This is a genomic window from Candidatus Nitrotoga arctica (assembly GCF_918378365.1).
GTDB lineage: Bacteria > Pseudomonadota > Gammaproteobacteria > Burkholderiales > Gallionellaceae > Nitrotoga > Nitrotoga arctica.
This window is the reverse complement of the sequence record NZ_OU912926.1, coordinates 2080230-2094549: the sequence shown is the minus strand read 5'-3', so window position 1 is coordinate 2094549 and position 14320 is coordinate 2080230. Positions and strand designations below refer to the sequence as shown.

Sequence of the window (14320 nt, the reverse complement as noted above, 5' to 3'; positions counted from 1 at the left end):
TTGCCTCACTAAAGAGGCCCAAGATAACAAAAAATATAACGATGGGTTGCTCATTTTGCTTGTAAATATGGTCTCGATTTAAACACCATTGATCAATCGCGCATCATGAAGGTGTCCAGAGTATCTTTGAACAGCTTTAGCATGCTCATTGTTGCCACGGCTGTGATCCAAGCGTGCAATGACAAGGATCAGATCAAACAAGGCTGACCACGCTCAAGGCTCGTTGAATGATAGCTGGGCAGGCTTTGCACCGATATTCTGTTTTGTGCATAACTTATCTGATTTTCTTGGTTATTGTTTTTAGCTTGGAAGAGTACGATCAGCATCCTTGATTACCAAGGATGCGTTTGTATTCGCACAGAGCCCGTTTTGATAGGCATTCGTTTGAGGAGATTGTTGTATGTTTATTGCCACTCAAAGTAGGCATGGCTTGCATCGGGGTATTGCACACATACACACAGAGATTGCAGCTAAATTCTACGCTGGGGTTAAATGCATTCCATCTTGTTCGATGGGATGTCCAACGTTATGGGCTTGCTAGTATGAAATTGATGGATACCTTTGTTCCGCATCATAACTGGGGGCTAGATCGTGTAGTCAGCGAGTTACATGAAGTGCGTCGGCACTGGCGCGAAACCTGTGCACGTGATCAAGAAAGCGGTGGGCGCGAACTACCCGCCCCAGGCTCCATCCGCGACATTGCGGCAGGGTTGCGCGGTGCATTGTTTCCCATGCGTCTTGGCCCACCTGATCTGCGGCAGGAGAGCGAAGACTTCTTTGTGGCGTATACGTTGGATACCACACTGCATGCCTTACATCAGCAGGTGCTGTTGGAGTTGAATTACACCGCCCGGCAATCCGGCAGAGAACCGGACAATGACATCAAGGCTCACTCGAGGGACATCGTACTGGCTTTTGCGGCCTCGCTGCCCAAGGTGCGAAGCTTGCTGGATACCGATGTCCGTGCAGCCTACATCGGCGATCCGGCGGCACATAGCGTGGATGAAATCCTGCTGTGTTATCCCGGTGCACAGGCCATTATTTATCATCGGCTAGCGCATGAATTGTATCGTCTGGGTGTTCCCATGATTGCGCGCATTTTTGCCGAGCTGGCACATTCCAAAACCAGCATCGACATCCATCCGGGCGCACAGATCGGTTCCGGATTCTTTATTGATCACGGTACCGGCGTGGTAATTGGCGAAACCGCAATCATTGGCGAACGGGTTCGTTTGTACCAGGCCGTGACGTTAGGGGCAAAAAGATTTTCCGTGGGTTCAGACGGCATCCTGGAAAAGGGTCAGCCGCGCCATCCAATTCTGGAAGACGATGTGGTTATTTATGCAGGGGCCACCATTCTGGGTCGAATCACGATCGGAAAGGGCTCAACTATCGGCGGAAATGTCTGGTTGACCCACAGCGTGCCGCCAAATAGCCATATCACTCAAGCCAGTTCGAAGCATGAATTATCCAATACCGAGATGCGCCAGCCATGAGCACATTCATTGAACAATTCTCTTTGGTGCTACGTCAATTAAGGAAAGAGCGTGGCTGGTCTCAGGAGCAGTTGGCAGAACGTGCCTGCCTTAATCGCTTGGCGGATTCAAGAACCAACCACAACAGTTAATGTTTAGTCGCGAATTTAGCGAATTCCATATTGAGCAGGAGCTCGTTGTAAACCGCTACGGGTGTTCGAAATCCGAGCGATTTCCTCGGACGTGTATTTAAACTCCAAGCAATTTCATCCAACTGTTCTTGCGTGTAGGTCGACAGGTCTACTCCCTTCGGCAAATACTGGCGCAGCAGTCCGTTCGTATTTTCGTTCAAGCCGCGTTGCCACGGGCTGTGCGGGTCGCAGAAGTAAACCGCCATACCCGTTCGTTCAGTCAGTTGCACGTGTTTGCTCATCTCGCGCCCCTGATCGTAGGTGAAGGTCTTGCGTAGCTCTGGCGGAATTGCACTGAGCGCTTCACTGAAACCGTCCAGGGCAGATTGCGCCGTGCCATCAGCCATTTTGGCTAACACCACCAGTAATGTAGTGCGTTCGACCAGCGTGCCGACTGAGGAACGGTTCATCGCACCTTTGATCATGTCGGCTTCCCAGTGCCCCGCTATCAAACGATCCGCCACTTCCGGCGGACGCAGGTGGATGCTCTGCATTTCTGCGATATGTCCGCGACCATCTGGAGCACGGGTCTTGGAACGGCGCTTGTCACGACTCCAGCGTAAGCTGGCAATCAATTCACGGCGCAGTTCACCACGCGGCATGGCGTAAAGGGTGTGGTAAATCGTTTCATGGCTTACACGTTGTGAAGGCTGATCTGGGTACATACTTTTAAGTGTGCCTGCAATTTGCTCAGGTGACCATTTCTTCTTGAGATGTTCCTTCACAACTTCAAACAACGGATTCCCCTCCACGAGCTTCAATGGCCTACGGGGCTTGATTCGCAAACGGCGTGCCTGTTCGCCAGCCAAGGAGGCAACGTAGCCAGACTCACATCCCAAATCTCGTGCAATCTCGTTTGAGATAGTGCTTGGCGAGCGTTTCAAGAATCGCCCAATTTCCCTCAGTCCACTTCCTTCTCGTTTCATTAGCATAATCGTCGCGCGCTCTTCAGCATTCAACTGCTTGTAATGCTTTCCTGATTTCTCCATTCCAACACCTTAACCTCTCCAAGGTGTTGCGGTTGGTTATTGAGCGCGCCCTCCTATTTGGGCGAGGTTGAGCGCGGCTGTGCCACGCCCTCTCTAATAACCGTTTTCAAACTGGCCAGTGCGTTAGAGGTTCGGCTGTCAACATTAATTGCCCGCTGCGAACATCTTTGAGATGTTACAAGGCGGTTTGGTGGCTATAGCATGTTGAAGCCCCTCGAGAACTGGCGGAATATCACTTAGCATTGTTTCGAATAACTTTATTCTTTTATTTCATAAGGAGTTGATCATGGCTGTAGACCACAAAGAACAATTGGCGCTGGGCGATGTCGCCGCGCGTACGCTGGCGAATGCCACCAAGACCGTCCCGCAATTATCTACCATCACTCCACGTTGGCTCGCACATATGCTGAACTGGGTCCCACTTGAGGCCGGTATTTATCGTGTGAACAAGGTGAAAGATGCGTCGCGTGTAACCGTTGCCTGCTCGCAACGCGATGAACGCGAATTGCCGCAGACCTTCGTCGATTACGAAGAATGGGGTCGTGAATACATGCTAAGTGCGGTGAATACCGTGGTTGATGTCCATACCCGTGTGTCCGACCTGTACAGCAGCCCGCACAATCAGATTCGCGAGCAATTGCGTCTGACTATAGAGACTGTTAAAGAACGTCAGGAAAGTGAACTGATCAACAACAAGGAATACGGTTTATTGAACAACGTTTCGGATAGCCAACGCATCAAGACCCGCACCGGCGCGCCGACACCGGATGATCTAGACGAGCTGATCGCTAAAGTATGGAAAGAACCCGGCTTCTTCCTGGCACACCCCTCGGCGATCGCCGCATTCGGTCGCGAATGTACGCGCCGTGGCGTACCACCGCCCACTATTACTATGTTTGGATCGCCATTTCTGACTTGGCGCGGCATCCCTCTGGTTCCTTTAGACAAGCTGTCCGTCGTCAAGAACAAGACCAGCATCATCTTGTTGCGCACGGGCGAAAGCAGACAGGGCGTAGTCGGCTTGTATCAACCGAATCTCCCCGGCGAACAAAGCATAGGCTTATCGGTTCGTTTCATGGGCATCGATCGCAAAGCGATCGCGTCCTATCTGGTTTCGTTGTATTGCTCACTTGCCGTGTTGACCGATGACGCGCTTGCCGTGCTCGATAATGTTGAAGTGGATAAGTACCATGAGTACAAGTAATCTACCTTTTCCGGATATCAGTACGGGCGGTATTCCAGCGCACGAAGATGTTGTCGCATTGGCGGGCGGGCGAAATTTTGTGCCGGATACCGCGCTGATTGCTCGGCTGGCGAATGAACTCTTTTCTGCCGTGCCGGGCAGTCCGTCCGCTCACACGCCCTCGCAAAGCGCTACTACACCGCCACGCACAAACGACCTGAACTTGCCGTTGACTGGTCACGATCCGTTGGATTTGCACTTGGCAACCCGAAATAATCCGGTACCGGAAGTAGCAGTGAGTCGCAATTTCGTACCCGGTTCAGACTTCCTGCTAGCACCGAATCTGGGTATGGGGCTGCCCGGTGAAGACGTGCTGCGCGATTTGCTAAAAGAAAATGCCAAGGAACATCCGAGGGCGACCGGCGCTACGTTGTATTTTTTGGAAGAAGCAGCACGATTTAACCGAAAACCAGCACCAGCCAGTTTGCCGCAAACGTCTGCAACAGAACAGATCGCAGCATCGGCTCATCCACCGTTCGATGTACTTGCGGTGCGTCGCGATTTTCCTATTCTGAAAGAGTTGGTGAATGGTCGTCCGTTGGCGTGGCTGGACAATGCCGCGACGACACAGAAACCGCAGTCGGTGATTGACAGCTTATCCTATTTCTATCAGCACGCGAATTCTAACATTCATCGCGCGGCACACGAGCTCGCGGCGCGCGCCACTAATGCATATGAAGGTGCACGCGACAAGGTCGCCAACTTCATTAATGCCAGCTCCAGCAGCGAGATTGTGTTCGTGCGCGGCACGACCGAAGCGATCAATCTTGTCGCCCAAAGCTGGGGACGCAAGAACATCGTTAAGGACGACGAGATCGTCATCACTTGGCTGGAACATCACGCCAACATCGTGCCGTGGCAAATGCTGTGTGCCGAGACGGGCGCGAAGCTGCGCGTCGCACCAGTAGATGACAATGGTCAGGTGCTGCTCGACGAGTACGAGAAGCTGCTCAATTCCCGCACCAAGCTGGTGTCGTTCACCCAGGTATCCAATGCGCTCGGCACGGTCACTCCTGCCAAACAGATGGTGGAGATGGCGCATCGTTACGGCGCTCGAGTGTTGGTCGATGGCGCACAGTCCGTTTCGCATATGCGTGCCGACGTGCAGTATCTCGATTGCGACTGGTTTGTATTTTCGGGTCACAAGGTATTCGGACCCACTGGCATCGGGGTGCTGTATGGAAAGAGGGAAATACTAGAAGCTATGCCCCCGTGGCAGGGCGGCGGTAACATGATCGAAGATGTTACCTTCGAGAAGACGCGCTACCACGACGCCCCCATGCGCTTCGAGGCAGGTACAGGCAATATTGCCGATGCGGTTGGTCTTGGTGCGGCCATTGATTATGTGCAGAAGATCGGCATCGACAACATCAATCGTTATGAGCATGAGTTGCTGGTGTACGCGAATAAGGGGCTGAATAGCATTCCTGGCCTGCGTTTGATCGGCACTGCACCGGAGAAAACTAGTGTGCTGTCCTTCGTGCTGGAGGGCTACCAAACTTCCGAAGTAGGCGACGCGCTCAACAAGGAAGGAATTGCCGTGCGCTCCGGCCACCACTGTGCCCAACCAATTCTGCGTCGCTTCGGACTCGAAGCAACCGTGCGCCCTTCACTGGCGTTCTACAACACCTACGAAGAAATCGATCGCCTGGTAAGGGTGGTGCGACAGTTGGATCGCAACATATAGCTACTGTCAATGTGATGTCAGCCCCGCACGTTTAACCTGCGGGGCTTTTTTATGTCCCTGTGTTTATGGTAGGGGATAGCGTCAGCCCATTGTTTACAGGAGATTTTGCTGCTAGTGTATATCTCATGTCACCGCTGCTCCTTAAGGAATATCATGACAGCCCATAATCACTCACACAGCCACGCCGCAAACTACGGCCGAGCATTTGCCATCGGCATTGCACTGAATGTGCTGTTCGTAGTCGTTGAAACGATTTTCGGCTGGCAAGCCGACTCACTCGCACTCCTCTCTGATGCCGGGCATAACCTGAGCGATGTGCTTGGCTTACTTGTGGCATATGGCGGTTTATATCTGGCACGGTTGCGACCCAATCAGAAACACACTTACGGTTTGGGGCGCGCCACGATTCTTGCCGCATTGTTTAATGCGATGATCTTGTTGATTGCGATAGGCGGCATCGTGTGGGAAGCCGTCGGCAGATTCAGTCATCCGGTGCCGATTCAGGGTGGCATCGTCATGCTGGTTGCCGCTATTGGAGTAGTGATCAACGGCATCACCGCTTGGCTATTCATGTCCGGCAATAAAACAGATCTCAACCTGCGTGGCGCTTTTCTTCATATGGCGGCAGATGCGCTGGTTTCACTTGGTGTGGTCATCGCAGGCGCGATGTTTATCTGGACGGGTTGGGCTTGGCTCGACCCCGCCATCAGCTTGGTCATTGCTGTAGTGATATTGTGGAGTACATGGGACTTGTTGCGCCAGTCTTTACACCTTTCTCTGGATGGTGTGCCGGTATCAATTAAATTAGACGAGGTGAAAAATTATCTGGCAGCGCAGCCCAATGTCATCGAAGTACATGATCTGCATGTGTGGGCGATGAGCACCTCAGAAATTGCACTTACCGTTCATCTGGTCGTGCGAGATGGACATCCGGGGAATGAGTTCCTGTGCCGTGTTGCCGCAGAATTGCACGACAACTTTACTATTGGACATGTGACAATTCAGATTGATATGGACAAGCATCATTGTTCTTTATCCGGTCATACATAGTTGGCGCTTAGAGAAGTAGATTTATCTTCATTCCTTCAAATTTTGAATGATTTTTATTTGATGTAAGTTGAAGAAAATGGACACGAACGAATGAGCTTAAAACGGATATTCAATGGAATAGTGAATTCCTATAATAACGGTATCCTGTCCCGATTGAGCATCACTTCGATGCTATCGCGCAGCCAGTACAAGGCGATGCGCATGGCCGGATGTCACGCCCAATAGAGTTGCTGGGCGCGGTCAATTTAAAGTGGATGGTCAAATTGCTCAACCGGATAGGACGCAGCCAGCCATCAGTATGCACGATGTCCTGTCCAGGCACAGCATGGTCAAACCCAGATCATTGGCGGTGGTCATGCCATTGATTAACCCGCTGCATCAATCACACTGGGGTAATTGGGAACAGAAGGTTGGTCAGTCAATACATTGAGTTGAGCGAGTCCTTCGGCCGTGATCACTGTTCACTCTTAAATAAATTGGTTACGAGCGGACGAGTCAAGCGGTTGATTTTTAGCATTGGTAAAGAGAGGAAACCTGTTCGCATATTCAAACTTACGCCTTATTTTATTAGGCGGGAGTGATATCGTTTCGCCTTCCTTCGGTTCCACCACATGACATAGCCGGTGGTAAATAGAATGAGCGGCGACAGACCGATGATCACCTGTAAAAGACGGGTAGGTGTCCCGCCTATTGCGCCGATATGTATCGGGTAAAGTGTGTTAAAAATGCGCGTGCCCAGAGAAGCCATCAACACGTTTTCCACCTGTAATACCTTTCCTGAATATTGATCAAAATAGACGAAACTTCTGCCATTTGGATGAAATTCTTGGACGAATTTCTTTCGTATCACCAAGGGTGCCCCCGGTTTTTGGGGAAGATTAACCCAGGTGGTGGTGGCGGACAGCATATAGTCGGCTTGATGCAACATCATGTCGAGTGCAGGCCTCGGCATCCATGCTTGATGAGGATCGGAAAGCGGTGGGGCAGCCCGCGGTGGGCTTTGAGTGATTGCATTGATCAAGTTGATAACCGTTTTATTAAATACTAAAGACGTGCCTGTAAAAGCAGTCAGTAGAAGAAAAACAACGGTATAGATACCCGAAGCGCGATGTATATCAAAATTCATTCTTTTCCAATGTGCGGCCCATTGGATTTTAAACCCCGATAAAAACTTTCCTTTTCGGGGCCACCATAAAATGAGGCCCGTTATGCTCATTCCAATCAGTAGCAGTGCACTTACCCCAAGGATAATTTCGCCACGATCGCCACTTAAAAGTTCAGTGTGCAGTAGCGAAATCCATCCAGTAAATGTATCTTCCTGTCGATGTTCCCCCAAGATCATGCCGTTATAAGAATCAACATAAACAAACAAGTCATGCGCACTGTTCATTTTAACTAAATAGGTTTGCTCTGGAGTTCGCGGCATACGGATGAAAAACGGTTTGTCTTCCGGATAGGCGTGCTGCACTGCTTCCAGCACCGTCTGTAAAGAAGCACGCTCGTCACGCGGCACTGATTTCATCAATTCTGGATATACCAGCGCCTCGACCTCTTCGCGGAATACCAACACACTACCAGTCAGCCCGCTTAATATCAGCAGCAATCCAATAGCCAAACCGGTATACAGATGTAGTTTGGAAACAATTTTTCTAACAGTCACAGCTGATATCTCCGGCAGTCTTGTTTCGATTCCTGAAGGGCTGTCTGTACGATAAACATCTTCAATCAAATGGGCCGATTACGTAATTAATACGGCCCGAAAGACTATGTCTCGGTGTCCTTTTATATAATCACCTTTCAAAATTGCATCCGGGCTGTGATCTTCAGCATACGCGGTGCCCCCACGCCCAGCAGGCCATTGCCAGCTGTACTCCAGTAGTTTCTGTTGGCTGCATTGTCAAGCACAGCCTGGAATGTAGTTCGTTGACCTGCAATAATTGTGTTATGACGGGCGCCCAATGACACTGTCGTATAACCGTCTACGAAAGCTTGATTTTCATTATTGACCGGACGCTTGCCCACGTAATACAAGCCACCACTAAGTGCCAGACCTGGCACACTCTGCAGACGATATTCAGAAAACAGGCTTGCAGTTTGCTCCGGAGTGTTGTCGGGAGTCTTGCCGAATGTCCCTGCATTAGCTGCGTTCAATTGTTTGGCATCCAGAAACAGGGCCGAGGCGATGAGCGATAGTTGTTTGGTCACTTCACCTGAGGCCGCCAGCTCTATACCTTTATATTGCGCTAATCCGTTGAGGACAAAGCGGTTGGACGAATCTACCGTGGTAGACGAACGGGTGATATCGAAATAGGCGGCTTGCAGCAGGATACCTTTTGCAATCTCTGCCTTCATCCCTATTTCCTTTTGCTTGGATAAGGCTGGACCCAATAATTCGCCAGCATTTGCACGGTTTGCGGGTGCCTGACCGCTTTCTTCGCGTCCCTCAAGATAGCTGGTATAAATGGACACATTTTTGACCGGCTTGTACATAAGCGAAAGTTGCGGATTGAGTCCATCCGCTTCATAGCGTGTAGTGGTGGTAACGCTCTCGTAGTTGCTTGCCCGCACACCCAGCGTGGCTTGCCATTTTTCACCAATCAATACCCTGTCAGTAAGATACAAACCCTTATCTTTAATCGTTGATGGCATGGAAGTGAACGCCGAGGTGGGAAATTGCTGCGCGATGGCAACCGGTGTGTACAGGTTCTGCGCGACATCCTGGCCGAGAGGCTGGGTGCGTAAATCTGCGCTACGCTCATTGGCGTTATAGCCAAACGTCAGCTCGTGCGTGATCAACTGGCCCGGCAAGCGCCCATACAGTTCTGCGCGGTAGTTCTTGTTTTCAAACTCCTGGCCACGGGCAAAGAAGGTCCGTAAAGTGCCTTGCCCAGTGGTGAGGTTGTAATTCTGGAATTGGGAAAAGTTGCGGTCACGTTCCGTGCGCGCCTTGCCCGCTTCAAACAGCATCCCCCAGTTTTCGCTCAGCACATAGTCAGTGCGAAACAGCAGGTTGGTGGCCTTGGCATCGTATTTTTGCCATTCGCCGGCCAGATTGAGTTGAGCGTCAGGTACCCCGGGCAGTGTGATTATACCGTTGACTGCCGCAGGCGCTACTATCGCTGCTTGCTCGGAAACGTTCTTGCGGTAATGTTCCAGATCGAGCTTGAAGGAAAGATTGTCGCTCTTAAGAAACACCTCCCAACCAACTGATTTTAAAAAGTAGAGTTAAGCGGGCTGTTCATTGACGACGAGTTTCATCCCCATTTTTTCAGCGCGCTGGGCTAGTTGCCGCAACACTCTTTCGCGATAGCGTTCTTCGTAGTAGTCCTGCCCTTGGTCGGTATATTCTTCTCCCTTGGTAAGCATGGTGTAAATCAGGCGTGCCAACTTGTGCGCGGCGGCGGTTACGGCTTTAGGTTTGTCCATGCGCCCGCACATCCTGCGGAAATATGCGCCCAGCGCCGACTGGCTGCTGCGCAATGCTGCTGCGGCCAATCTCAAGGCTTGGGCCGCCCGGTTGGCTACGCGCTTGGTCTTGCCGCTCATCACTTTGCCTCCGGTAATCTTGGTGCCGGGGCATAGCCCCAGCCAACTCGCGAAGTGCCCTGCCGTGGGGAAGCGCGACATGTCCGCCCCGGTCTCGGAGATCACCGCAAGCGCGGTGGTGACGTCGATGCCGTCGATGCGCGTAAGATCAACTCCGCACATCCTGAACAATTGCGTGCGCAGATCAAACTTCGGCGCGTTGCGGGCGCGACCACGCTTCTTTCCCTTCGCTGGTTCGCCGTCATGAACTTGCAGGCTTTGCAATTGCCCCTCGATCTCACGGTCGCACTCGGCTAGCTGTGTGCCGATGAAATCGAACATATCCAGCGCTTGCTTGAGCGCAAACAGATGCTCTGCGCGCCAGTTGCCTTGCAGGCTTTTTGCGATTTCGTCAGCGGTAGCGCGAATGCGCACATTCTTCATTGCGGCCAGCACTTGACCGTCGCGCTCGCCAGCGACAATGGCGCGCAGAATCTTTTGCCCCGTCTCGCCGACCACGTCCGAGATGACGTTGGTGAGCTGGATGTTCATCTGCGTGAGCGCCTTTTGCATGCGCTGCACATGCGTGCCCTGGCTTCTCAAAAGCATCCCGCGCTGGCGCCATAGAGAGCGCAATACGCACACGGCTTCGGTAGGACGAAATGCGCCGCGAAGCAAACCGTAGGTCATGAGTTGCTGCAACCATTGGCAGTCCAGCACGTCAGACTTGCGGCCCGAGACATTTTTGACGTGGCGCGCATTGACCAGAAACACTTTGAAGCCGCGCGATTCCAGAAGCTCGAACAAAGGGATCCAGTACACGCCCGTGGATTCCATCGCGACCGTGTCCACCCCGCAAGCGTCGAGCCAGTCGGCCAAGGCGTTGAGGTCAACCGTAAAGCTCGAAAACTCCCGGACAGGCTCGTCGTCCCTGTCCGGCGGCACAGATACGTAATGGGACGAACTACCGATATCGACTCCAGCCGCATGGGGATGGGTGATCGTTAAAGGCTCTCTGGATTTGCCGGGTTTGATACTGATTTTTTGCTTGCGTTGCACCATGATTATCTCCATCATTCGTTTTGGAATGTGGTGCCACATCGGGTACGTCGTCAAGCTCACTCTCTTAAACGGGATATCGGCCAAGCGTCCCAACAACGCCAAGCCAATTCACCAATGTCGATGACGTCACCCATGACCACGCTAACCCTCGGGCAATATGCACCATTGCTATTCCGGTCTTCCGTGGCACCTCATTCCACTTTGCCACATTCGGAGAGCGACGTGTTTCTTCGGCGCGATTTGCGGCACGGGGCCGATTACTACGCTAACCCGCCAGTCGAATGCGCCTGAAGCCAGCATGCGGTCACCGGAATAGTTGTTAATGCCAATATCCTCGCGACCTTTAAGCAAGTTAACCCGTGCGCCGAATTGTTGCTGACTACCGAAACGTCGCCCAACGTCGAGGTGAGCATTCGCGCCGCCATACTGATTACCCATCAGTCCGAGATTTGTTACCGGATTATTGCCCGCCCGCTTGGTCACCATATTAACAATACCGGATGGCGGTACGAAGCCGTAATATAACGAGGACGCCCCCTTGAGAACCTCGACTCGCTCCTTGTTTTCCAGCGGGATGTCGATCAAGTTGATTATTGGCAGTGATCCGTTCAGGCGGTAGTTGCCGCGATTTTCTACCAAGATGCCACGAATGGCGACGTTGTCATAAGTCGAACCACTTAACTGCGTGCGTGTAATGCCAGCCGTATTACGCAAGGCTCCAAACAGACTGGTGGTAGCCTGTGCATCGAGCACTTCGCGCGTGATTACATTGCTGGTCTGCGGGACATCAAGCGGTGCCATGTCCCGGAACGCACCAACCTGGACAACATTGGACTTGAAGCTTCCCGTGCGCTCGGCCGTCACACTTACAAGGGGGAGTTCTTTGCCCGGTTCGGCCTGGCTCGAAGTCTGGACGTTCACTAGCGTCCAGCCATCCCCTGGCTGAGCCACCGCCGCCAAGCCAGTGCCGGCAAGTAGCAGCGGCAGGGCTTCCTGTACGCTGTAGGTGCCGGCCAGGCCCTGGCTGCGCCGTCCAGCCGTGAGCTCGGTGGGGTAGGACAACAGGATGCCCGCCTCGCGACCGTAACGGTTGAGTGCGCCTTCAAGTGGACCAGGGGGAATGTTGTAGGCAGTGCGCGAAGTTGCGATGGTCGCTACGTCGGCCGCATGCACCGATGTTGCCCAGATGGCTGTTGTCGTAAAAACCGACGTCGTAAAGGCGCATGCCAGTAGGCTATGGGTGAAGCGTTGAAGACTTGGTGCCTTGCCGCTGTTGCGGGTGTCGATGCCGCCGCCGATGTCGGCTCTGTCGTGTTGCTCCATGTTTGATTCCTCTCTGGCAGGTTGGAGATGTGATGCGCTCAACTCCTATGTCCCGTGAGAATCGAAAATAGACCACCTGAGCCGAAATATTTTTCCGCCACAGGTTTGGTGCGGCAGTACAAAGCTATGTATGAGCCGGCCGTACGGTGACCCAGTAGCGCGTGAGAAAGTGAATCTCTACTGGCAGCGTGGTGCGCAGGGTGTCGAGGATGTGATCGGTGTCGGCCAGTGGATAGCTGCCGGAAATGAGCAGTTCGGCGATGGCCGGATCACATCTCAGGCGGCCGGGACGGTGGCGGCTGAGTTCGACGAGGAAGTCGGCCAGGCGCATGCCACTCGCGATCAGCATGCCGTCGATCCACGCGGCATCGGTGTCATTGATCGCGGTGGGTTCATTGATGGCGTTGCGAGTAAAGCGGGTTTGCTCGCCAGCGTGCAGGATGCGGGTTGCCCCGGCGCCATCGTGCGGGCGGATGTCGACTGCGCCTTCAAAGACATCCACCCGGCTAGCATCTGCCTGTTGGCGCACGACGAAGCGCGTGCCCAGTGGCTGAAGCTCACCTTGCGCGGTTTCAATCACAAAGGGGCGTGTCACGCCATTGCCAATACTGCTGCGGCCGTTGCCGTTGTGATCGCCATCCTTGCCGGTGCTCACTAAAATTTCACCGCTGACCAGCCGCACGCGGCGTTCGGTGACGCTGAAGCGAATGTTGATGGCGCTGTCGGTGTTCAGGGTCACGGTGGTGCCGTCGGCCAGTGTGACGGTGCGCCGTTCGCCCACGCCAGTGTGCTCGTCCGCTGTCCATTCGCGCCAAGGCATGCTGTCTTTGGCCACCCAGGTTGTACCGCCCGCGAACAACAGGACGGCCAAGGTTTTGATCACCTCACGACGTTTGACTGAACGGCGGGGGACCAGCGTAGCATGTGCGATGGCCGAAGCCATGGGCGAGACCACGCTACGTAGCTGGCCATTGACGGCCTCTATGTGTTGCCAGGCACGTTCGTGGTCGGGATGTAAGCCCAGCCAGTGCTGGAGGCTCTGCCGGGTGGTGGTGCTGACGTCACCGGATTGCAGCTCTACCAACCATTCCACCGCACGCCGAGCAACGTGCGGCGGGATGTCGCTGGAGCGGCCAAGGCCATGGTCGTTGCGAGGGGCGCTCGGTGAAGATGGGTCGCTGTTTGCATCGGGATTTACTCCCAGGCTTGCGTCCAGACTCATCAGCGTACTTACCTCAGTCCGCCGTCAACGCGAAATAGCATTGGATGCCCGCACGCACCAGATGGCGCTTGACGGTGCTGATAGAGATGCCGAGTTCGGCCGCGATTTCAGCATGCGTCATGTCGTCGAGCTGGGCATGCAAGAACGCGCGCTTGGCCAAAGCTGGCAAGCCGTCAAGAAGGCAGTCGATCTCGACGAGTGTTTTGAGCAGGATGGTTCGTTCTTCCGGCGATGGTACCAAGGCTTCCGGCACCCGTGCCAGCACATCGAGGTAGGCCCGTTCGATCTGTTCGCGCCGCCAATGGTTGGCCAGCACGCGCTGTGCCACAGTTGTAAGAAAGGCGCGGGGTTCCTGGATGGCCACCGGTTCTTCGCGGGCAAGCAACCGCACAAAAGTATCATGTGCCAGATCGGCAGCACGATGCGAGCAGCCCAGTTTCTTGCGCAGCCAGCCATACAGCCAACCGTGGTGGTTGCTGTAGAGCGCATGCACTTCTTGCTGAAGGACAAGCTCAGCGGTCCCCATGAACATTCCTTCCCGATCAGGTGGCTG

The 14320-nt window shown here is 53.4% G+C and carries 12 protein-coding genes; 5 read left to right on the top strand and 7 right to left on the bottom strand.

Annotated features, from left to right (window positions below; genetic code table 11):
• Positions 1 to 542: 542 nt before the first annotated feature.
• Together epsC and MKZ32_RS09545 are read left to right on the top strand one after the other, a co-directional pair.
• Positions 543 to 1496 carry a serine O-acetyltransferase EpsC gene (epsC, locus tag MKZ32_RS09550; RefSeq protein WP_239797056.1) on the top strand — a complete coding sequence of 318 codons (954 nt, stop codon included), beginning with the start codon at positions 543 to 545 and terminating at the stop codon, positions 1494 to 1496.
• Complete coding sequence (locus tag MKZ32_RS09545; protein WP_239797055.1) at positions 1493 to 1627, top strand: helix-turn-helix domain-containing protein; 135 nt, start codon at positions 1493 to 1495, stop codon at positions 1625 to 1627. The genes epsC and MKZ32_RS09545 overlap by 4 nt, the downstream gene beginning before the upstream one ends.
• On the opposite strand, the gene MKZ32_RS09540 is transcribed toward MKZ32_RS09545, so the two are convergent.
• Positions 1624 to 2655, bottom strand: coding sequence for an IS30 family transposase (locus tag MKZ32_RS09540; RefSeq protein WP_239796587.1), 1032 nt, complete (start codon positions 2653 to 2655; stop codon positions 1624 to 1626). The genes MKZ32_RS09545 and MKZ32_RS09540 overlap by 4 nt on opposite strands.
• 286 nt (positions 2656 to 2941) lie before the next feature.
• On the opposite strand from MKZ32_RS09540, the gene MKZ32_RS09535 reads away from it, so the two are divergent.
• The 3 genes from MKZ32_RS09535 (at position 2942) to MKZ32_RS09525 (ending at position 6635) form a co-directional block, all read left to right on the top strand.
• Positions 2942 to 3859: a family 2A encapsulin nanocompartment shell protein gene (locus MKZ32_RS09535; protein ID WP_239797054.1), complete on the top strand. Its 918-nt coding sequence runs from the start codon at positions 2942 to 2944 to the stop codon at positions 3857 to 3859.
• Positions 3846 to 5585, top strand: coding sequence for a family 2A encapsulin nanocompartment cargo protein cysteine desulfurase (locus MKZ32_RS09530; protein WP_239797053.1), 1740 nt, complete (start codon positions 3846 to 3848; stop codon positions 5583 to 5585). Before MKZ32_RS09535 ends, MKZ32_RS09530 begins: the two co-directional genes overlap by 14 nt.
• Before the next feature lie 153 nt (positions 5586 to 5738).
• On the top strand, positions 5739 to 6635 hold the full coding sequence (locus tag MKZ32_RS09525) for a cation diffusion facilitator family transporter (RefSeq protein ID WP_239797052.1): 897 nt from the start codon (positions 5739 to 5741) through the stop codon (positions 6633 to 6635).
• A gap of 559 nt (positions 6636 to 7194) precedes the next feature.
• Here MKZ32_RS09525 and MKZ32_RS09520 read toward each other — a convergent pair.
• The 6 genes from MKZ32_RS09520 to MKZ32_RS09495 form a co-directional block, all read right to left on the bottom strand.
• Complete coding sequence (locus tag MKZ32_RS09520; protein WP_239797051.1) at positions 7195 to 8364, bottom strand: PepSY-associated TM helix domain-containing protein; 1170 nt, start codon at positions 8362 to 8364, stop codon at positions 7195 to 7197.
• Positions 8365 to 8432: 68 nt separating this feature from the next.
• On the bottom strand, positions 8433 to 9830 hold the full coding sequence (locus tag MKZ32_RS09515; protein ID WP_239797050.1) for a TonB-dependent siderophore receptor: 1398 nt from the start codon (positions 9828 to 9830) through the stop codon (positions 8433 to 8435).
• 30 nt (positions 9831 to 9860) lie between these two features.
• Complete coding sequence (locus MKZ32_RS09510) at positions 9861 to 11222, bottom strand: IS110 family RNA-guided transposase (protein WP_239795878.1); 1362 nt, start codon at positions 11220 to 11222, stop codon at positions 9861 to 9863.
• Positions 11223 to 11390: 168 nt separating this feature from the next.
• Entirely contained in the window at positions 11391 to 12545 is a 1155-nt protein-coding gene (locus MKZ32_RS09505) for a TonB-dependent siderophore receptor (protein WP_239797049.1), read from the bottom strand.
• 124 nt (positions 12546 to 12669) lie between these two features.
• Complete coding sequence (locus MKZ32_RS09500; RefSeq protein ID WP_239797048.1) at positions 12670 to 13767, bottom strand: FecR domain-containing protein; 1098 nt, start codon at positions 13765 to 13767, stop codon at positions 12670 to 12672.
• A 13-nt stretch (positions 13768 to 13780) separates the two neighbouring features.
• Positions 13781 to 14293 carry a sigma-70 family RNA polymerase sigma factor gene (locus tag MKZ32_RS09495; protein WP_239797047.1) on the bottom strand — a complete coding sequence of 171 codons (513 nt, stop codon included), beginning with the start codon at positions 14291 to 14293 and terminating at the stop codon, positions 13781 to 13783.
• Between the last annotated feature and the right edge of the window lie 27 nt (positions 14294 to 14320).